Annotated in this window: 21 protein-coding genes and 1 pseudogene; 13 read left to right on the forward strand and 9 right to left on the reverse strand. The window is 57.0% G+C overall.

Features of this window, described 5'->3' with window-relative positions; all coding sequences use genetic code 11:
* The first annotated feature begins 3 nt into the window (after nucleotides 1-3).
* Nucleotides 4-588 (forward strand): TetR/AcrR family transcriptional regulator, encoded by a 585-nt coding sequence (locus MA884_RS02465; RefSeq protein ID WP_256228851.1) that lies wholly within the window; start codon nucleotides 4-6, stop codon nucleotides 586-588.
* Nucleotides 589-716: 128 nt separating this feature from the next.
* Here the strand turns inward: MA884_RS02465 and MA884_RS02470 are convergent, their stop codons facing one another.
* A complete protein-coding gene (locus MA884_RS02470) occupies nucleotides 717-1,121 on the reverse strand; it encodes a helix-turn-helix domain-containing protein (RefSeq protein WP_256228852.1) in 405 nt (134 codons plus the stop codon).
* 48 nt (nucleotides 1,122-1,169) lie between these two features.
* On the opposite strand from MA884_RS02470, the gene MA884_RS02475 reads away from it, so the two are divergent.
* Both MA884_RS02475 and MA884_RS02480 read left to right on the forward strand, forming a co-directional pair.
* Nucleotides 1,170-1,985: an SDR family NAD(P)-dependent oxidoreductase gene (locus MA884_RS02475; RefSeq protein WP_256228853.1), complete on the forward strand. Its 816-nt coding sequence runs from the start codon at nucleotides 1,170-1,172 to the stop codon at nucleotides 1,983-1,985.
* A 130-nt stretch (nucleotides 1,986-2,115) separates the two neighbouring features.
* On the forward strand, nucleotides 2,116-2,583 hold the full coding sequence (locus tag MA884_RS02480; RefSeq protein WP_256228854.1) for a MarR family winged helix-turn-helix transcriptional regulator: 468 nt from the start codon (nucleotides 2,116-2,118) through the stop codon (nucleotides 2,581-2,583).
* A gap of 2 nt (nucleotides 2,584-2,585) precedes the next feature.
* Here MA884_RS02480 and MA884_RS02485 read toward each other — a convergent pair whose 3' ends face one another.
* A complete protein-coding gene (locus MA884_RS02485) occupies nucleotides 2,586-3,599 on the reverse strand; it encodes a zinc-binding dehydrogenase (protein WP_256228855.1) in 1,014 nt (337 codons plus the stop codon).
* Between the two features lie 4 nt (nucleotides 3,600-3,603).
* Entirely contained in the window at nucleotides 3,604-4,038 is a 435-nt protein-coding gene (locus tag MA884_RS02490; protein ID WP_256228856.1) for a PaaI family thioesterase, read from the reverse strand.
* Between the two features lie 383 nt (nucleotides 4,039-4,421).
* On the opposite strand from MA884_RS02490, the gene MA884_RS02495 reads away from it, so the two are divergent.
* The gene (locus MA884_RS02495; protein WP_256228857.1) at nucleotides 4,422-4,925 is read left to right on the forward strand and encodes a hypothetical protein; all 504 of its coding nucleotides are present in this window, start codon (nucleotides 4,422-4,424) and stop codon (nucleotides 4,923-4,925) included.
* Nucleotides 4,926-4,975: 50 nt separating this feature from the next.
* On the opposite strand, the gene MA884_RS02500 is transcribed toward MA884_RS02495, so the two are convergent.
* A complete protein-coding gene (locus MA884_RS02500) occupies nucleotides 4,976-5,971 on the reverse strand; it encodes a dipeptidase (protein ID WP_256228858.1) in 996 nt (331 codons plus the stop codon).
* Nucleotides 5,972-6,142: 171 nt separating this feature from the next.
* Entirely contained in the window at nucleotides 6,143-6,991 is an 849-nt protein-coding gene (locus MA884_RS02505; protein WP_256228860.1) for a LysR family transcriptional regulator, read from the reverse strand.
* Between the two features lie 115 nt (nucleotides 6,992-7,106).
* Between MA884_RS02505 and MA884_RS02510 the strand changes: the two genes are divergently transcribed.
* From MA884_RS02510 to MA884_RS02530, 5 genes are all read left to right on the forward strand, one after another.
* Entirely contained in the window at nucleotides 7,107-8,990 is a 1,884-nt protein-coding gene (locus tag MA884_RS02510; RefSeq protein ID WP_256228861.1) for an NAD(P)-binding domain-containing protein, read from the forward strand.
* A gap of 9 nt (nucleotides 8,991-8,999) precedes the next feature.
* The gene (locus tag MA884_RS02515) at nucleotides 9,000-9,485 is read left to right on the forward strand and encodes a nuclear transport factor 2 family protein (RefSeq protein ID WP_256228863.1); all 486 of its coding nucleotides are present in this window, start codon (nucleotides 9,000-9,002) and stop codon (nucleotides 9,483-9,485) included.
* Nucleotides 9,486-9,690: 205 nt separating this feature from the next.
* Nucleotides 9,691-11,166, forward strand: a complete 1,476-nt coding sequence (locus tag MA884_RS02520; RefSeq protein WP_256228864.1) for an MFS transporter — start codon at nucleotides 9,691-9,693, stop codon at nucleotides 11,164-11,166.
* Nucleotides 11,167-11,230: 64 nt separating this feature from the next.
* Nucleotides 11,231-11,989 (forward strand): SDR family oxidoreductase, encoded by a 759-nt coding sequence (locus MA884_RS02525; protein WP_256228865.1) that lies wholly within the window; start codon nucleotides 11,231-11,233, stop codon nucleotides 11,987-11,989.
* Between the two features lie 173 nt (nucleotides 11,990-12,162).
* The gene (locus tag MA884_RS02530; protein ID WP_256228866.1) at nucleotides 12,163-13,371 is read left to right on the forward strand and encodes a GNAT family N-acetyltransferase; all 1,209 of its coding nucleotides are present in this window, start codon (nucleotides 12,163-12,165) and stop codon (nucleotides 13,369-13,371) included.
* An 81-nt stretch (nucleotides 13,372-13,452) separates the two neighbouring features.
* On the opposite strand, the gene MA884_RS02535 is transcribed toward MA884_RS02530, so the two are convergent.
* Together MA884_RS02535 and MA884_RS02540 are read right to left on the reverse strand one after the other, a co-directional pair.
* Nucleotides 13,453-14,847 (reverse strand): heavy metal sensor histidine kinase, encoded by a 1,395-nt coding sequence (locus MA884_RS02535; RefSeq protein WP_256228867.1) that lies wholly within the window; start codon nucleotides 14,845-14,847, stop codon nucleotides 13,453-13,455.
* Nucleotides 14,820-15,515, reverse strand: a complete 696-nt coding sequence (locus tag MA884_RS02540; RefSeq protein ID WP_256228868.1) for a heavy metal response regulator transcription factor — start codon at nucleotides 15,513-15,515, stop codon at nucleotides 14,820-14,822. The genes MA884_RS02535 and MA884_RS02540 overlap by 28 nt, the downstream gene beginning before the upstream one ends.
* A gap of 218 nt (nucleotides 15,516-15,733) precedes the next feature.
* On the opposite strand from MA884_RS02540, the gene MA884_RS02545 reads away from it, so the two are divergent.
* The 3 genes from MA884_RS02545 to MA884_RS02555 all read left to right on the forward strand — a co-directional run bounded on the left by MA884_RS02545 (nucleotide 15,734) and on the right by MA884_RS02555 (nucleotide 17,785).
* Entirely contained in the window at nucleotides 15,734-16,345 is a 612-nt protein-coding gene (locus tag MA884_RS02545; protein ID WP_256228869.1) for a hypothetical protein, read from the forward strand.
* Nucleotides 16,346-16,419: 74 nt separating this feature from the next.
* The gene (locus tag MA884_RS02550) at nucleotides 16,420-17,022 is read left to right on the forward strand and encodes a cytochrome b/b6 domain-containing protein (RefSeq protein WP_256228870.1); all 603 of its coding nucleotides are present in this window, start codon (nucleotides 16,420-16,422) and stop codon (nucleotides 17,020-17,022) included.
* Entirely contained in the window at nucleotides 17,015-17,785 is a 771-nt protein-coding gene (locus MA884_RS02555; RefSeq protein ID WP_256228871.1) for a molybdopterin-dependent oxidoreductase, read from the forward strand. The genes MA884_RS02550 and MA884_RS02555 overlap by 8 nt, the downstream gene beginning before the upstream one ends.
* 106 nt (nucleotides 17,786-17,891) lie before the next feature.
* Here the strand turns inward: MA884_RS02555 and MA884_RS02560 are convergent, their stop codons facing one another.
* Both MA884_RS02560 and MA884_RS27945 read right to left on the reverse strand, forming a co-directional pair.
* Nucleotides 17,892-18,557, reverse strand: a complete 666-nt coding sequence (locus MA884_RS02560) for a hypothetical protein (RefSeq protein WP_256228872.1) — start codon at nucleotides 18,555-18,557, stop codon at nucleotides 17,892-17,894.
* Between the two features lie 299 nt (nucleotides 18,558-18,856).
* Complete coding sequence (locus tag MA884_RS27945; RefSeq protein ID WP_371134720.1) at nucleotides 18,857-19,048, reverse strand: hypothetical protein; 192 nt, start codon at nucleotides 19,046-19,048, stop codon at nucleotides 18,857-18,859.
* Nucleotides 19,049-19,069: 21 nt separating this feature from the next.
* On the opposite strand from MA884_RS27945, the pseudogene MA884_RS02565 reads away from it, so the two are divergent.
* Nucleotides 19,070-19,649: pseudogene (locus MA884_RS02565) on the forward strand (AMP-binding protein); the annotation flags it as partial.
* Nucleotides 19,650-19,687: the final 38 nt, after the last annotated feature.

Genomic DNA, 19,687 nt, shown 5'->3' on the forward strand with positions numbered 1-19,687 from the left:
GCCATGACTAATCACTCAAACACTTTTTACGAAATTCTCAACTGTGCCCGCTCGCTCATTATTGCGGGCGGGTACAACGGCTTCAGCTATGCGGATATAGCCGAGTTTGTAGGTATTCGCAAAGCCAGTATTCACCACCACTTTCCTACCAAGGTGGACCTTGTACGCGTGCTCGTCAGGCAATACCGAGAGGAAGCAGAAGTTGGAATGGGCGAGATAGAACGCCACTGTCCAGCCCCGGAAGACCAGCTTCGTGCCTATATGGGTTATTGGCAATCCTGCATAGGCGATGTAACAAAGGGCTACTGCGTCTGCGCTTTACTGGCGACCCAGATTCCGGTGTTACCGCAGGAGGTGGTTGTAGAAGTGCGGACTCACTTTCGAGCGCTTTGCGCCTGGCTCACTTCCGTCCTTGAGCGGGGATCACAGCAAGGTAGTTTCATGTTATCCGGCGATGCTCGCTCCGAGGCAGAGGCGTTCATGGCGACCGTTCATGGTGCGATGCTCTCGGCTCGTGCATACGGTGATCCCAAAGTGTTTGGCGTGATTACTCTCCCGCTCATCGACAGGTTGGTTAACAAGCAATAATAGAAAGGGCGCCTGGCGTCCTTGTAGATCAGATGGCTTTCAAAATCTGTCATCCCATAGTGCGCAAAGACACCCACGTCGATTTGGCTGCGCATGGCGGTGCCTACAAAAACTTCTCCTGGACCTACTCAAACGTCCTTTGACGAGTCGTCAGGCTCAGGTAAATGGTTTGCCGAAAATCTGCGCGTCGCAATGAGAACAGGAAGAAGCTGGCGCCCCATTTCTGACAATTGATACTCGACACGCAGGGGCTTTTCACCGAAATCGCGTCGCTCGATCAAGCCATCTCTGGCCAGTTCGCGAAGATGGGCCGTCAGCATCTTCTGGGAAACGCCTGGCAGATCGCGCTTCAATTGCAGTGTGCGGATCGATGGGTCGGCATAGAGCCTGAACAGAATCGGTAGTTTCCATCGACTCTGGATCATTTTGATCACCCGAGCCACGTGCCAGGCTGAACCCTCAGGCCCAAGACAAATCTCACGTTGTTCCTGACTGATAGGCACATAAAAGTGCGTACTGGTTTCATCCATCATCTCTATTTACCTTGCGACGTTGACAATACTTGAATAGTGGGTGGGTACATGGACTTGCAATTAAGTGGTAAGAAAGCGTTGGTCACCGGCAGCAGCAAAGGCATTGGCGAAGCGATCGCCAGAAAACTCGCCCTTGAGAGTGCAATCGTCATCGTTCACGGGCGCGATAGAGCTCAGGCAGAACGAGTGGCCAAAGACATTATTATGCTGGGCGGCAGTGCCTTTGTGGTCGTGGGTGATCTGACGGACGATGACCAGGTCCGGCAACTTGTCGACACCGCGGAAAAGCTCGCGGGTCCTCTCGACATCGTGGTCAATAATGCCGGCGGCTCAGGGAGCACGAAAGACAGCTGGAGTCTCACACAGCCTGATGCCTGGGCGGCTGCCTACGATCGAAATGTGCTCGCCGCCCTACGTGTTACCACGCGACTTCTGCCCAGGATGCAGGAGGCGCGATGGGGACGCGTCATCAATATCTCCAGTATGGCTGCAACGATGCCGCCACCCACTGGACCTGACTATTCCGCGGCCAAAGCCGCTATGAACGCAATGACCGCTTCCATGGCGAAAGCTGTAGCCGCAGAGGGGATAACGGTCAACGCCATTTCTCCCGGCACGATACACAGTGCCACCCTTGACGCTCGGTTTCGTGAGGTCGCCGAGGAACGTGGCTTGGCGAGTAAAGACGCGCCATGGGAAGCCGTCGAGCGTGCGGTCCTGCCGATGTTTGCTCAGGTTCCTCTCGGCAGAGTCGGTCGTCTTGACGAGATCGCGGCCGCTGTTGCTTTTCTGGCAAGTCCGGTTGCCGGGTACATAACCGGAGTCAATTTACGTATTGATGGTGGTCTTTCTCCAGTTATCTGACAGCTGCATCGTAAACGCTCCTTTTTCTCAATCCAGCCTCGCACAAATGGAGCGCATCGGACCGGCTTCGCAGTTGCCCTGCGTATCCACTACGGTTTAGGCTGCGCCGGAGTTCAGGGAACCCGTGCACATGGTCATTGAAAAAAAGATAAACACAGCATCGGTCAGCATGAAGTCGCTGCATCCACTCGATCATGCTCTTGAGTTGCTGCATTTCGGATTTCGCGGGTTGACCATCAAGGCCGATCAGTTTCTGGCGACGCGCGAACTGTCTCGCGTGCATCATCGTGTTCTCTACATCATCGCCCGGGCAGATGAGATCAATGTCGGTGATCTGGCGATGACATTAGGCATCAGCAAGCAAGCGTTACATCGGCCTCTTAAGCACTTGATCGATCAGGATCTGGTGTGTTTCAGACGCTCCCCGGAGCGCCATCGTTTCAAGCTGCTGGCGCTCACGGAAGTGGGGAGGGCGGTGGAACAGACCGCCACTGATTTGGAGCGGCAGACTCTCGATCAAGCCCTTCGCAATGTAGGGGTAGAAGGGCAAGAGGCCTGGACGTCCGTCATGGCGTCACTGGCAGACAATTTGAACTGAAATCAGGTGATGCGCTCTCGCACCATGATGCACTTGGCGAGTGGTTGAAGCAGCGCTTCGGTTGCCTCATCGGGCGAGACCACGGTAGGGCTTACCATCAGAGGATCGCAGCGCCCGCTGCCGACAAGGTCGAACACCTTGGGAATGTGTGGACGCACATTGCAGAGCCCCACCGAAAGAGTGACGTCGCGCAAGTACATGCCGAAAAGGGGAATCTTCGGATCGTCGAAGATGATTCCGATGCACGAGCAGTGTCCGCCCGGCGCCAGTGCCAACAGCCCACGGTGCAGTGACTCATGATCGCGGGTGGCGGACACTACAACGTCGTAACGCTCGTCAAGTATCGTGGGCAGTTCCACGTTGGCACCGCTACGCAAAGCGAGATCCCGACGATATTCATTGTCGTCCAGATAGTCGACGCTGCCAGCGCCTGCGGCGACGGCCATCTGGACAGCGAGCACGCCGAGGCTTTCGGTGCCACCCACCACTAGAACGCGGGCGTTCTCCCTGGTGCTGATTGGGCGGCTGGTGGCTACCCAGGCATCTGTGAGGTTGTCACTGGCGCTTGCCACCGCCAGTGGGTTGAGCCCCGCCGGCAAGGGGACAAGCATCGCGTCGGCAAATGGCACGTCTACCACTTCCGAAAACAACCCGCCCCAATGGCCGCCTGCAGGGACACCATAGGCAGCGTGGCGTGGTACTGCGGTGCAGGCGGTGGCACGCCCGGCAAGGCACTGAGGGCAGGTTCCACACGCGATCTTCCAGGGTACGGAAACGAGGTCGCCGCGGCGGACGGTCAGCACGGCTTCGCCCACGTTCAACACTTCGGCAACACATTCGTGGCCTAGCGCAAAGGGCGGTTTGAAGGGTGTACTGCCGGCAATCAGTCGCCGGTCCAGGTCACAGGAAGCGGAAGCTATAGGGCGGACTAGCGCGCTGTGGGTGCTGGAAAGCTTGGGTGACGGAGCCTCGATCCAAGCCAATCGGCCAGCACTTTGGACACTCAATACTTTCATTGGATCAGGCTCCAGCGACTACAAACGTGGTGGTGGCCTTGGCGAAAAGCTTGCCTGCATCATCGACCACGTGGGCATCGCAAATCGCTAGGCTCCTTGTACGCTCCACGACCCATCCTTCGACACGATAGATCTGGCCGGCGCGTAGCGGTCGCACGTATTTGACGTTCAGGTCGATGGTTGAATGGGGAGTGGACGTATCCAGCGTTGAAAACAACGCCAACGCCGCCGCGCCATCGAGGCACGTTGCGGCAAAACCTCCATGCACGCCACCTGCGGGGTTCAGATGACGATCGTCTGGCCGAGCCTCCAGAGTAATTCTACCCGGGCTTACCATTACGGCGGTCAGGCCCATCGTCTGACCGATAGAAGAGGCGGGGATTTCCCCGCGAATCAGCGCGCGCAGCGCTTGCAACCCAGATATCTCGTGTTCGGTCATGTGATTTCCTATGTGGCCCGCCCCCGTGCGCTGAGCCCGTTGCCACCTTTGCGCCAGTTATTAAGGCATGAGGATTTCTGTGGTCGCGGTGCGCAGTGCAACACGGCCTGCAGACAAGCTATACGTTGCGAACACATCAAGTCAATATAGTTGATGTGAGGGGTGGGGTCGCTTGACGGTTAACCCTACCTACTGGTAGGTTTATGTTTCTTTAACGTCTGCATCGAGTCAAACCAGTGGTTGAGCAGGACATGTTTAGGCAGCCCCATCTAGCCATGGGGTCGTCGATATCGATCAGTTCAACACGGCATTTGGAACTATCGGTGCCTGGCTCGTAATCGCCGCAAGTGTGGCGCCGATTTTATTTTTCCTGAGAGATAGCCATGACGCATCCCATGTCGTTTGTAGGCATCATCCACACGCTGGTCAGCCTGGTTCCCGTCCTCGCGGGGATCTACAGCTTTGCCCGCTACAGCAAGATCGATGACAAGAAACGCTCCGGCAAAGTCTATTTGGTGGGGTTAGTGTTAGCGGTTATCACCTCATTTGGCGTATCCAGTACCGGAGGTTTAAACGCTGGGCATGCGTTTGGAATCGTGGTCCTGCTTGCAGCTTTCGGTGGTGTGCTTGCGCATCGATTCACCTTTTTCGGAGCGCTGCGTCCTTATCTGTCTGTCTTTGGGTTGTCGTTTAGTTTCTTCCTGTCGCTGGTGCCCGCCATCAACGAAACGCTCACTCGACTACCACCTTCCCAGCCTCTGGCCGCGGGGCCGACTGCGAGCGTGGTGAAGGTCACTTTGCTGGTGCTGTTTTGTTTATTTGTAGCGGGATTCGCTGCGCAATGCCGGCTTGTGTATGTACAGAAGCGGGAACTGGTCCGGACATAAAGATAGATTCGCGCCTCGCTCACAAAATGCTTGAAGGCACCCTGCTGCGCTCAACCGGTTTCAGGCAACGGCCACGTGGATTGCGCCACGCGCAGGAAATTCTCGCCGTAGATGTTGTGAACATCCGACTCGCTGTAGCCCATCCGCTTCAACTCCCGGGCCACCCGCTCGAGGGCTGCTGGTTGTAATTGGCGATGGCCATTCATGTTTCCGTAATGCTGCTCTGGCCACCAATCGTTCTCCTCCACGCCCTCGGGCAGGTCTCGGTGGTCGGGGTGCAGTTCGGTGTCCAGGCCGAGGCCGATGTGGCGGGTCCCGACTCGCTCGGCCAGGTAATCGATTTGACGAATGAAGGCGGCGACTGAAGCGTCGGGGTCACCCAGAAAAATCCCGAGGCCAGTGAGGCCGATCACGCCACCCTGGGCCGCACACGCGAGGATCTGTTCGTCGTCGATCGTGCGCGGGTGGTCGTGGATGGCCTTCACATTGGTATGGGAAAAAATCACCGGCCGCTGCGAGAACTCCATGACCTCCAGGCTTGAACGCTTGCTGGCGTGGGAGCAATCCATGACGATACCGGACCTGTTGATTTCACTCACCACCTCGCGGCCCAGAGGGGTCAAGCCGCCGCCCGCGCCATGACAACCACCGGCGCAACTGTTATCGCGGTTGTAGGCCAGCAACATTTGGCGCACGCCCAGTCTGGCGAACAGCCCAACCATGGCGACGTCCTGCTGCAGCATGTTCGAACCTTCGAGATCGAAAGAAACCGCCAGCTTGCGCTGGTCACGGGCGCGCTGGATATCGGCGACCGTACCCGCCAGAAGATAGTCGTCATCATGTTGCGCCAGCCAGTGCCGGAAACCGGCGAGCACTCGGATCACGTCAGGAAAAGGCGTCATGTCCATGCCCACGTTGATCGATACATGATGAAAGCCTGCATCGCGGTAGCGTCTCAAGCCAGACATGTCCTGCCCGGGAAGCAACGGCAGGCAAGCGTGAGCTTCCCATTGGATAGGCTCGAAGATATCTGGTTGCGTGTGCATGGGGGGCATATGGGAGCTGCCTGCGGCTAATTGAGTGCTGGTCACAAAACATCACGCGCATTTGTGCGCGCGCTGTAGTCGGGGGGAACACTAAAACGTACAACCAGCATAAGGGTTGTAACACCGCAAATGTGGAGAGCGGGTTCCGGCAATATTTCGCAGCGTAAGACCCTACGTACCAATCATTTCGCCAGCGAGATCCGCGAGGGCGCGGAGCCTGTCCATCTGTCTCATGTCGTGGTGATACCCCATCCAGATATCGCGTCCTGGTGGTTCACTGCCGACGTCTACCAATCTCAGGGCGGTCAACTGATCGCCAAGCGCCCGTGGCAAAACCGCTACGCCCAATCCGCGGCCGCACATCTGCGCCTGCACGGTACGGCTACTGCTGGTGAGCACGGTTTTGGCGCGAGGAAACATTTGCTGTAGCCAAAGCACGTCGGGGTAGTGAGCTTGAGCCGTGCTCATGAGAATCAACCCGAGGTCTTCTCCGTTCTGGGAAGGTGAGAAAGGCAAGTCTGCCGCGGCATAGAGCCCGTAGCTGAGTGTTGTGAGTCGACGTTGAACGATGTCCGGTTCGGTGAACGGCACGATGCGAAAGGCGATATCCGCATCACGGCGAGTCAGATCGAACAGGCGATGGCCGGGGATGACCTCTGGGACAATCTTCGGGTAGCGTCGCGACAGTTCGGTGAGTACGGGTGCCAGCACATAGCAGGCAAACCAGTCCGCCGATGAAATCCTCAGCAGCCCTTCAGGTTGATCGTTGCCACCCAGGTGCCGCTCAATGGACAGCGCGCTTCGCTCCATCTCCTCGGCCAAGTACAGGATTTTTTCACCGCTGTCGGTCAGTACGAGGCCTTGGCTGGTGCGGCGGAAAAAGACCTGGCCGCCGTCCTGTTCAAGAACGTGAAGACGTCGCCCGACAGTGGGGTGGCTGACGCCAAGTTGCTTCGCGGCAGCGCCCAGCGAGCCGGTGCGGACAATCGCCAGAAAGACGCGCAAGTCGTTCCAGTCCATGGCTCATCCCCCACAAAAATGAACGGCGAAGATGCAGCAATGGCAGTCCCGTTGCAACCCCATCCCGCACACAATTGATCCATCAATCTTTGCGCGGCAAGCAGGAGGGCTTCACATGAATATCGGGTTTGTAGGTGTCGGAAGCATGGGGCAAGCCATGATTGCGCTGCTCGTTCAGGCGGGCCATCGGGTGAGTGCATGGAATCGCAGTACCGACGCGCTTTGCCGGTTAAGTGAAATCGATGTGCTTGCGTCCGCGGCGACTGCATTTCAACAGCAGGTGGTCATCAGCATGCTCGCCGATGACACTGCGGTGCGCGAGGTGCTGCTGGAGTCAGCGGCGTTAAAAACGGCCTGCGACGGCTGCATCCATATCGTTATGTCGACGCTGTCGCCAGCGTTGATGGAGCAACTGCAAAAAGAACATGACGAGGCGGGTCTGGTGCTCATTGCCGCGCCGGTTTTCGGCATCCCTGCTGTCGCCGCCAAGGGGGAATTGAACATTCTGGCGGCCGGACCTGAAGCCGCCATCGACCGCGTTCAGCCATTGTTTGATGTGCTCGGCCAAAAGACTTGGCGTCTGGGCGATCGACCCGTGCAGGCCTGTATCGCAAAAATCGCCGGCAATATGATGATCACCCAAGCCATCCAGTCATTGGCTGAAGCGAGTTTACTCACTGAGCAATATGGGCTGAGCCCGGCGGCATTCATCGAAGTCGTCACCCAGACGCTGTTCGCTTGCCCCAACTACCAGCGCTATGGGCAAAACATAGTGAACAGCCGCTACGAGCCAGGCTTCAAGCTGTCCCTTGGTTTGAAAGACGTGAATCTTGCGTTGCGGGCAGCGGAAGACCGGGGACTCTGCCTGCCCGCCGCACGTGTGGTGCGTTCGAGAATGGAAGCGGCCGTCGCAAACGGACTGGGTAATCAGGATTGGTCTGTGTTTTCGATCACGACGAAAGGTGTTCCAGCAGATGCGTTGAGCGAAGAGCCATGGCACATGAACACTCCCACGAGTTCCCGTCGGGGGAATTTCTGGATCACCGGCGAGCGGGTTGTTCAAGAGGGCAAGCAATTCCAGAAAGGTCCGATGTACGTGGAGTGGGAGTCGCCGCAGGTGATCACTCAACCGTACCCCGTGGTGCTCGTACATGGAGGTACGTTGCAGGCGACTGAATGGTTCGATACACCGGACGGACGGCCCGGGTGGGCTCAGCGTTTCGTGGAGTCCGGTCACGTGGTGTTTTGCGTCGACAGGCCTGGCCATGGCCGCTCCCCTTATCACTCGGATATTTTAGGGCCGATGGGGCCGGCGTTTTCCTATGAACGTGCACGAGAGGTCTATTTTCCGGAGGGCGGCAGTGAGACCCAATGGCCCTTTGCTGTGGACGACGATAGTGCCTTTGATGCCTTCATAGCAGGATACGGCCCAATGCCCGCAGACCTTGCGGCTTCCCAGGCGATGGATGCGGATCGCTTGGCCCAACTACTGGACCGAATCGGCAAGGCAATCATCGTCACCCACTCAGCTTCCGGTCCTGATGGCTGGTTATTGGCGGATCGCAGGCCTGGGCTGATTGCAGCCATTGTTGCTGTGGAACCGATGGGCCCGGTCTTTGGCGATACGCCCGGTATCGGCACTTTGGAATGGGGACTGACAGCGACTTCAATGACATACGATCCTCCACGCGCATCGGCGCAGGAGGTGCAAGCCGCCGATCCCTCCACGCTACAGATACCCGCACTCAAGGGATTACCTGTCGCGCTGCTGACGGGAGAGGCTTCGAAATTCGCCACCTACGCCACCACCATTGTGCCTTTCCTGCGAACCGCCGGCGCCTGCGTTGATCATCTGGATCTCCCGGCGTTCGGCATTCACGGTAATGGCCATGGCTTGATCTATGAGCGCAATTCGGATGAGGCGTTCGGGGTGGTTTTGCGCTGGTTGAGCCAGTCACTCCATCAGGTCCAGCAGACGCAACCGGATTCTGAGAAATAGGATAACGCGATGAATATCAAAGCACTGGCCGCACGACTGAACAATCTGGAAAGTCGCTTGGCGATCGAAACGCTTATCTCCACTTATGCGAACGCGTTCGACCGTATGAGTACCGATCTTTTGCAGCAGATCTGGCATGAGGATTCGACTCTGGATCTGCCCGGATTCGGCAGCGCGCGGAGTCGGAGCGAAATCCTCACCATGGCTGAACAGAGCTGGCGGCAGATGCCGCATATGCATCACTGGATGGCCAACCCTCTGATCCAGATCGAGGGCGACAGCGCTGTTGGGACTGTAGCCGCCAATTGCTTGTTTCACGACATCGAGGAAGGACCGGTGCAAGTCAGTGGCCTCTATTACGACAGGTTCGAGCGTCGTGATGACCAGTGGAGGTTCGTGTCCCGGTGCTTTGAGTTGCACTACCTGACGCCTCTCAAAGACTGGGCTCCCATTGCTGGAAGTGAACATTTCAAGTTGGCTGTTGCCCCTGACTGAAGAAATTGCACAACGAGCGGCGGCCTTACAAAAATGCACGAGGAATGTGCATCTCTGGCAGTGCCGCTGTCGCTCGTTGACTCGGACAATAGACCCTCAACAACCGCAACAAACCCTATGGCTTGCCGTTTTATCGGCCAGGCAGCGGACATGAATGAATATGAAGTCTGCCTGCGCTGGCTAGCTGTGTTTCTGGAGTTGCCCAATGACATTCAAACTGGATTGCGCCCCGGCGGCCTATTCGCGCCGATGGTTTGCTTTCGCCGTTCTTCTGGTCGGCGCCTTTCTTCCACCGCTGGATTTTTTCGTCGTCAATGTTGCGTTGCCGTCAATTCGTAGCGGCCTGGCGATTACCCCCGCGCAGGTCGAATGGGTCATTTCAGGCTATGCCGCTAGCTACGCCATCTTCCTTATCACGGGCGGTCGGCTGGGCGACCTGTTTGGCCGCCGCCGAGTGTTCGTTGCGGGAATGGCCGGTTTCGGCGTTGCCTCCTTGATCTGTGGCCTTGCCAACTCGCCGACGATATTGATCTGCGGACGTGTGTTGCAAGGTTTGAGCGCGGCGGCAATGGCACCGCAGGGACTGGCGTCCGTTCATGTCCTGTTTCCGGAGCATGAACGTTCGCGTGCGTTAGCCGTGTATGGCGCAACGATTGGTTTCGCGGCGGTTGTCGCCCAAGCACTTGGGGGCTTGCTGATATCGATGAATGTTTGGGGCCTGCAATGGCGTGCAGTGTTCTTGATAAATCTGCCCATCGTCATCGCTGTTTTTATTGGCGGAATACGGCTGCTTCCCGAAACCCGGAGCCAAACTCCGGCGCCACTGGATCGCCTTGGAGTACTGCTGTGTGCGCTGACGGTTGGGCTGCTGGTTGTACCGTTGGTTGAAGGCAGGGAAGCAGGTTGGCCATGGTGGTTGTGTCTGTTGCTACTCGGCTCGCCGGCAGTCGCTGCTGCCTTTTGGCGCCACGAGGTCGCGCTGGAGCGTCGAGGCGGCACACCATTGGTCAGTCCGCAACTCAGTCGAGCCCCCGGCCTGGTCGCCGGGCTGACGGGCGTACTGTTCTTCTACGTGATATCGGCATTCTTTCTCACGTTTTCGATTTACCTACAGGACGCGCTGGGGGCAACGCCATTGACCTCGGGGATGATGTTCGTCCCGTTTGGCGTGGGCTTTCTGATTGGCCCTTTGACAACTCCATTTGCCATCCGCTTGTTCGGCCGTTTTGTTCCCGCCATTGGAATGATGTTTGAGGTACTGGGGTGTCTGATCCTGAGCGCAGCGGTCGCTATCGCACCGGCAGGGGAGAACCCTCAATTGGCGCTCGTGATCCTCGCGGTGGGATTACTCGGGTTTGGCCAGGGTTGGGCGCTGCCAACACTTATTCGAACCGTGATAGATCGTGCACCACCCGGCGGATCGGGAATGATTTCCGGCGTAGTCAATTCGGCATTGCAGGTCAGCGCCGCGCTGGGGGTGGCAGTACTCGGTGGCGTGTTTTACGCACTGGCTACTCCTGCGCAAACCCCTTCCTCGCTAGCCTCCGGATTCATTGCCAGCCTGCTGGGCATCGCTGCCTGCTTGGTCGTTTCAGCACTGCTGTCGGTGTATGCCTCGATGCCTCGTTTACCAAAAGTAACTGCTCCTTTCGGCGTTTCGGTCAGCCCGAACCTTGACTGACTCCAGCACCGAGCAGTTGCCAAACTTTCAACTCACCCTAAATGCGTTACTCAGGAGTCAAAACATGTCTGGTAAATTTATCAATCAAGTGGCGGTCGTCACGGGCGGCTCGACTGGAATCGGCTTTGCGATTGCCCAAGCGCTGTTAGCCGAGGGCGCTAAACGCGTTTATATCACCGGACGCTCGGCGGCAACGTTGGACGCTGCGGTTGCTGCACTGGGCGATAATGCGGTGGCGGTGGTGTCGGATGTCGCTCAGCAGGCCGATCTCGATTCGCTCAAAGCATTGGTCGAAGGACGGGACGGTCAACTCGACGCAGTGTTCGCCAATGCCGGTGTCTGCGAAAAAAACCCAGTGGGCGAAACGACTGAAGCCGCTTACTACAACATGTTCGATATTAACGTTAAGGGTGTGTTTTTTACTGTTCAGACGCTGTTGCCGTTGATGAAGGATGGCTCGTCAATTGTTCTGACCGCCTCCATTTGTTCCAGCAACGGGATGGAAGGTCTGAGTCTTTACAATGCTTCAAAGGCTGCTGTGCGTTCATTTGCACGTACTTGGGCGAATGAGCTCAAAGGCCGAAAAATTCGCGCGAACGTGCTCAGCCCTGGCTTTACCAGAACACCGTTGATGGACAACGGACTGAAGATGGATGAGAGCCAGATCGAAGCACTCAGAAATCACGTAGAACAAATCGTGCCGCTGGGCTACATGGCCCAACCGGAACAAATAGCGTCGTCCGCACTTTTCCTTGCATCCACTGACGCCAATTATGTCAACGGCGTAGAACTGATGGTCGACGGTGGCCTCTCACAAATCTAATGGATGCCTGTCTGGACAAACGCTTGCCGGCTGGGTAATTGCGCAGAGGCAGGCGAACCTCCAGTCGGGAAATCCAGAGCACATCTGCGCTGACTGTTTCGGCTTTGCTAGCGAAACCAGGTTGCGCTTAAACCGACCCATCTTGCAAAACAAAGCATCACAAGGAAATCACAATGAAATGGCCGACCATTGACGAAGTCCGAGGCTTTACCCCCTTGCCTGAGGACTATGAATGGGACTACCTGGAGCGCGACGAGATCAGCGTTGCCATAAGTTTTCTCGAAACATGGTTTCCTTCCATCTCCGTAGGCACGGGCAGCGCATTTTTTAACAGGTTGTTTTATGAAGAAAAGGTGGTGTTTTCAGACTGCGTCGACCGGGACATTTTAGCGGTGGTTGTTCGTCACCAAGCTGAGATCGTCGCTATCGCGACATGGGAGAAAATAGACGGGGCTGATGTTATCTATGGTCGCGTAGGTGCTGTGGCCAGGCCTCATCGGAAGTCGAACCTTGCCATTGCAGCTCAGCATCTAGGCGAAAAGATCGGCAAACACATGGGGGCGGGGTTGATCTATGGCATGGCGACGACGACCAGCCCTTACATGCAACAAGCGTTGGAACAGGCGGGTTATACAGCCGTCGGCATAATGCCAGGCTTTGATCGTGAAGAACGAGAACCCGGCGTGGTGCATCGTGTTTATGAAGTGATTTACGCAAAACCACTCGCTGACCCTTCAGATTTCATCGTTCCGATAGAGCAAAATTTGACGCCGAATGTTTCCAGGCTGTACGCACAAATCTTCAAAAGTGATACTCAGTCGTCCACGCCCATTAGGTCAATCGATAGTGTTTTGACTTCGGTCGACTTAGTGCCAGCCAGTGCTGCTGATATCCCTGATGTGGTGTCGTTACTGAATCGGGCTTATCGTGGCGATGGTGATGAGGGTGGCTGGACAACGGAAGCTGGCCTCATCAGCGGAGATCGCATTTCGCAAGCGACGCTTCGAGCAGAAATCGCTGAAAAACCCCACGCAACGTTATTGGTATGGAAGCAGTACGAAAGCCTCTTAGGCTGTGTATGGGTCGAGCCAATGAGTGGTCACACTTGGTATCTGGGTTCACTTGCCGTTGATCCACAGACACAGAATGCCCGGTTTGGGCGTCGGTTGCTCAGCACTGCGGAGCAATGGTGCCAGGCACGAGGCGCTCAGGCTATTCATATGACAGTGCTCGAAGCTCGTGAAACTCTGATTGCCTGGTATGAGCGACGCGGATATTCCAAGTCTGGTGAGACTGAACTTTTTCCTTATGAAGACAGCCGTTTCGGAACGCCAACCAAGCCAGGATTGCGTTTCGCGGTTATGACAAAAAGCTTTACCTGAAGCGCACTATCAAGAGGTTGATTTTGATCGTTTAGCCCGCTGCGAGAGCCCGGATAGATAGGCAATGTCCGGTTGTGTCGCTCAAGCACTAGGGAATAAAAGCGAAAAACGAATGGTCCCCGGCTTGGGCTGTTCAACACTCACATTACCGCCATGCAATTGCATGATCGCCACGACGATGGCGAGGCCGAGGCCGTATGAGTCGGAGCTTTGGTGACGGGACGCATCGCCTCGGTAAAAACGGTCGAACAGTTTGCGTAGGGTTTCGTCACTCAGCACGGGCCCCTGATTCTCCACTTCAATTCGGCATCCACCGTCGGCTGCAATGATCCGCATCAGGATCTCGGTGCCTTCGTCGGCGTAGCGAATCGCGTTTGCCACCAGGTTGCTCAATGCTCGGCGCAGCAGCAAAGGGTCTGCATGCACGGTGCCATCGCCGGTGGTCTGGAGGGTCATCTGCCGCTCTTCGGCCAGGCCTTCGAAATAACCGGCGATGCGCTGTGATTCATCGTGCAGCGACAGTGGCTGGCGCTCGACCACCGATTGGGCTTCGTCGGCGCGAGCGAGAAACAGGATGCTTTCGACGATCCGGGAAATACGCTCCAGTTCTTCAAGGTTCGAGGCGATAAGCGCCTGATAGTCGTCCTCGCTGCGGGGCTGGCGCAGGGCGACCTGGCAGTGCCCCATCAACGAACCCACAGGCGTGCGTATTTCGTGAGCCAGGTCGGCGGAGAACTGCGTCAGTCGTTGATAACCCTTGGCAAGGCGATCGAGCATGGCATTGTAGGCGTCACTCAATTGTTGTAGTTCAACCGGTGTATCGGCGCTGTCCATCCGGCTGTCGAGCCGCTCAGGTGTTATGTTTGCCGCATGCGCGGCCATTTTGCGCAACGGGCGCAGTCCGCGACGCAGCAGCACGTAACCGAGCAATGCCGTGAGCAGAAAGGCCAGTGTCACGGCGAGGTAAATACGCTCGCGAAACGCCGCGAGCATGGCCATTTCCTTGCCCATGATGTGCGCGGCTGTCAGGCGAACTTCGCGCCCGCCTGAGGTCGTTTGTACGGAAGCGGCGCGTAGCGGTGCTCCAGAGTCGGTCACGCCGCTGCGCAGGTCGTTTACGCTCAGCTTCGCCTCTTGGCCGATCACGGGCAAATCGGGCAGCGTGACGTTCAGTGGATTGACCAGGATAACCGGCTGCTGGCCGGGCTCCGCGATGATAAAAATGTCGTCTTCGCTGTCGAGCATGTTCTTGAAAATCTGCGGACTGTCGCGCAGCTTCTCGATGGCCAGTTCGTAATGCAGCAGTTTGCGAAAGTGATCCAGACGTCCCATGACCGCGTGGTCGCTGTAGATCAGTACCGAGGCTTTCATCGACTGGTACAAATAAAACCCGGCCCCGGCCACGGCGACCATGGCCACCAGCGAGAACGCCAGGGTCGAGCGCAGGGTCAGGGATGGTTGGCGTCGGGGCCGCATGGCCTCACCTCGCACACATAGCCGATACCGCGAATGGTATGGATCAGCTTGATCGGGTAGGGCTGGTCGACCTTGTTGCGCAGACGTTTGACAGCCACGTCCACGACGTTGGTATCGCTGTCGAAATTCATATCCCAGACTTCCGAGGCAATCTGCGCCCGGGACAGGACATCACCTTCGCGGCGCAGGAACAGATGCAACAGGGCGAACTCCTTGTTGGTCAACACGATCACTTGCTGCTGGCGCGTGACGCGGCGACGCACCAGGTCCAGCTCCAGGTCGGCGATGTGAAAATGATCGGCTTCGCGGACCACGCCACGACGCAGGATGGTGCGAATGCGCAACAGCAACTCGGTGAAGGAAAACGGTTTTACCAGATAGTCATCGGCGCCCAGTTCGAAGCCGCGAATGCGGTCATGCAACTGATCGCGGGCAGTGAGGAACAGCACGGGCACGTCTTGCTTGGCGCGCAATAGCTCGATGATTTGAAATCCATCGATGCCGGGCAACATCACATCCAGCACGATCAGGTCGTAGTTCGTTTGCAGTGCCATGTACAAGCCATCGGCGCCGTGCTGGGTCCAGTCGACGTTGTAGCCGGACTCGCCAAGTCCCTTTTTCAGGTACTCGCCGGTTTTGGTGTCGTCTTCGATCAGCAGAATATGCATCTTCAGGGGGCGCTCGGGTTTCTTTTATGACGGGATTCAACCCGCGGCATCGGTATCTCAGGATTGCAGTGTAACCAGCTGAGAAGGTTGAGTCGGTTACATTTCTGTCATTCGTGAAAGCGTCGTTGCGAATGACAAAAATGTCATCCGGCGGTCATCGTGAGGTCCCGGTCGGGGGCCGAGGATGGCGACACATAAACCAGTGAGGAATCGTCGTAATGAAGCTCAAGACTGCTCTCTCCACCACGTTCGGTTTGCTGATGCTCAGTGCTGCTGTCATGGCCACTGCGGCCGATATGCCGGTGATCAAGCCGCTGCGCGGCACCGTCGAAAGTGTCAGCAACAACACGCTGACTTTCGCTACTCGATCCGGCGCACAGCAGACCATCGGCCTGACTGACAAGACCGATATCAAACGGGTGTCAAAGGCTGCCATCGATTCGATCAAAGCGGACAGTTTCGTTGGCTCTGCAGCCATTCCACAAGCTGACGGTTCGCTGAAGGCGCTGGAAGTCACGGTGTTCGAGTCCAGCCTCAAGGGCAGCGGCGAAGGCCATTACGGTTGGCAGAATGCGGATGGCAGCACCGGCACCATGACCAACGGCACCGTGGGCAAATTGTCCAAAGCCAACGGCCGCACGCTGACTGTCAACTACAAGGGGGGCGAGAAGCAGCTCGTCGTGCCGGATGATGTGCCCATCGCCTACGTTGAACCAGGCAAAGCCGATGAGTTGGTCAAAGGCGCGAAAGTTGTCGTGTTCCCCGCTCAGGATGGCACCACCGCACGCGGTATTGCTGTCGGTAAAGATGGCTTCCAGCCACCGATGTAATCACCTGAACCTGTTGGCGTGAGGCCGCCGGGCCTCGCATCAACAGGAGCAGCGCTTCCAAGGCAGGGAAAAATATGAGTAAAAAAGCAATCCATCCCTGGCCCGTCCGCGTCACTCACTGGCTTAACGCCGTATGCATGGTCTGCATGTTCATGAGCGGTTGGGCGATTTACAACGCCTCGCCACTGTTCGCCTTTCGGTTTCCGGTGGCGTTGACGGTCGGTGGTTGGCTGGGCGGCTCGCTGGCCTGGCACTTCGCATTTATGTGGTTGCTGTTCATCAACGGCCTCATCTATGTGCTGTATGGCTTGATCAGTCGGCATTTCAGACGTGATTTTTTGCCGATCAGTGTTCCGGCGGTAAAACGTGATTTGACGGATGCACTGCGGTTTCGACTGGTGCACGAGAAGGGCGTCTATAACGCGGTGCAGCGCCTGATGTATTGGGTGGTGCTGGCTGCAGGTGCAATGGTCGTGATCTCGGGGCTGGCGATCTGGAAGCCCATTCAATTGCAAGAACTGGTCGCGCTCCTGGGCGGCTATGACATAGCCCGCTACGTGCATTTTGCGGCGATGGCGGTGATTGGCGCGTTCGTCGTTGTGCATCTGACGTTGGTGCTGCTGGTGCCGAAAACGTTGTTGCCCATGATCACTGGCGGAAAACTCGACCATGATTGAGCCAAAAAAACGCGCCATTGAGCGCATCAAACTTGAACCCGCACAGCAGCTTCAGTTGGAAAACCTCCAGCGTCGCCACTTTCTGCGCGGTGGCTTGACCGTCGGCGCGATGGCGATGCTGACCGGTTGCAACTTGCAGGACGGCGATCAGGTCGACAAGGTGCTATGGGCCATGTCGCGTTGGAACGATCGGGTTCAAGCCTGGCTGTTCAGCGGGCAGAAACTCGCGCCGACGTTCACCCAGGCGCAAATGACCAAGCCATTCCCCTTCAACGCGTTCTACGGCCAGGAGGATATCCCGGACCTTGATCTGAGCGATTATTTGCTCGCCGTTTCCGGGCTGGTTCGGGACAAGGCACCGTGGACACTAGAGGGGCTGCGCAAATTGCCGCAGCGCACCGACATTACGCGCCTGATCTGCGTAGAAGGCTGGAGCGCTATCGGGCAATGGGGTGGGGTGCCGCTGAAAGCCTTCCTGGAACATATCGGGGCTGATACGACGGCTAAATTTGTCGGCTTCAAGTGTGCTGACCGCTATTACTCCAGCCTGGACATGCCGACGGCATTGCACCCGCAAACACTGCTGGCACTGGATTTCGGCGACGTCGCTTTGCCGCCGGAGTATGGCTATCCACTACGGGTTCGAGTACCGACCAAGTTGGGCTTCAAAAATCCCAAGCATATCGTTGAGATCTTTGTCAGTACTGATAATCCGGGTGGATATTGGGAAGATCAGGGCTATAACTGGTTTAGCGGGATCTGATGAAGCAAACACGTAAATAACTAGAAGCTGCACACGACTTTAACGGCCGCATAACGTATCTCTGGGGGCCCGCGGCATTCGCTCTAATAAGCGAGCGCCGCTTCAATCACCCGAGATTGTTGTCGACATCCGCATCCGACTGATCAGGGTGATGGCCCTCGGCTGAACGAGGCTTGCGTCGGCGCCAAATCTGAATGCGGGGCGATTGCAGTGGCGCTCGAACTATTTCGATCGGTATCCAGGTGAGGGTGCTTGCGGACAGCGCCACGGCAATTGCTGCTGCATTTAGTCCGCCCTCGCAAGAAGCGCCAGCGGTGAAATCGCTCCCACAGGAGTCGGCGCGCCACGCGGTCGGATCTTCGATAGGCTCTGGACACAGAACGGTACTGTGCTCGTCGGCGCGAGCAAGGTCGATCATCTCAGTACCCACCAGAAAAGTATGATCGGCGAAACTGTAGTCCGGGACAGCCAAGCCACTCGCTAAAGCCCCAGGCACCGATCGACCAATCTTGCTCGGGGCATTGAACGTGATCTTTCGCCATGCCAGCAATTGAAGCATCGCTTCCACGTCCGGCCGGCGCGACGTATCTGCGGTCGACTCCGTCAATACCTGCGCGGTTGCCGGACTGGGCGGTAACAGAGGGGGCTTGGATTGAGCCTTCAGTTGGGATTGAAAATCTGGGCTAGTGGTCAGCGCTCTCGGGTTGTTTTCAGCCTCTACAGCATTCGGTAAGACAGAAGTAACTGGCGACAAGGCAGGAATGCTGGTCATAAGAGAGCCTCATGATCAGAGGCTGGCGTACCATTCGTAACTCCCGTCTTCCTGTTAGCTGCAAATGCTAAGGGTTGCGAGATAGTTATGAGCGGCGCGCTGGTCAGGTCGAGGCCGGGCAACTTGTGCAGGTCCATCAGTCTCTCCTGTGTGGGTGGGGTAGGGCGCTTCTGAAAGATACAGAATCTTGTTCAAGTGCCTATCATCTACCAACTAGTAGGTTTGTACAATGGCGGGTGATGTGGCGGTGCAGCAGTTCGAGCAGGATGGATAACCTGTCGCCCTGTAATACCTGATCGCTACTGACCTGCTGTTTCAGGCGCCAGCAGCAATCCGGACGCCAATGCGACGAAGCCCTCGACCACTTGCTCGGACGCCGTGTGCGGATCTTCGGCATTGGCTATCCACAAGGACGCGCCGAGCAGGGCGCCCATGATCAGGCGCGCCGTCGCTTCGGTATTGACCTTGCGAATCGTCCCTTCATCGATCAACCGTTGGAGGCTGCGTTGGGTTCATTGGCCGGCACTCATGTGTTTTTGCGCCGCGTGGACCCGAAAAAAATTCTCACCCTGATCAACCAGCACCAGGTCAGCCACCTGTGCGGTGCGCCCATTGTGCTCAACGCGCTGGTCAACCTGCCAGACTCGGCCAAGGTCACTTTCGATCATCCGGTCAACGCGATGGTGGCGGGCGCCGCGCCGCCGGCCAAGGTCATCGGTGCGGTCGAGGAGATGGGCATCAAGATCACTCACGTCTATGGATTGACCGAGGTTTACGGCCCTGTGACCGTTTGTGCCTGGCGCAGAGAACATTTCCACCATCGAGATTGAGGACGTTCTGTATCGTCATCCGGCGGTACTGGAGGCTGCGGTGGTCGCCCGTCCGGACGAAAAATGGGGTGAAACGCCGTGTGCCTTCATCACCCTCAAAGCTGACAGCCAGGACACTCGGGAAACCGAGATCATCCGCTTCTGTCGTGAGCATCTGGCGGGGTTCAAACTCCCGAAAACCGTCGTGTTCAGCGAGTTGCCGAAAACCTCGACGGGCAAGATCCAGAAGTACGTACTGCGCGGCTGGGCCAAGGCACTCTAGGACGAAACGGCCCTAGTGCTCATCCAACAATACGTCTG

The organism is Pseudomonas sp. Q11 (assembly GCF_024494355.1).
Lineage (GTDB): Bacteria > Pseudomonadota > Gammaproteobacteria > Pseudomonadales > Pseudomonadaceae > Aquipseudomonas > Aquipseudomonas hefeiensis.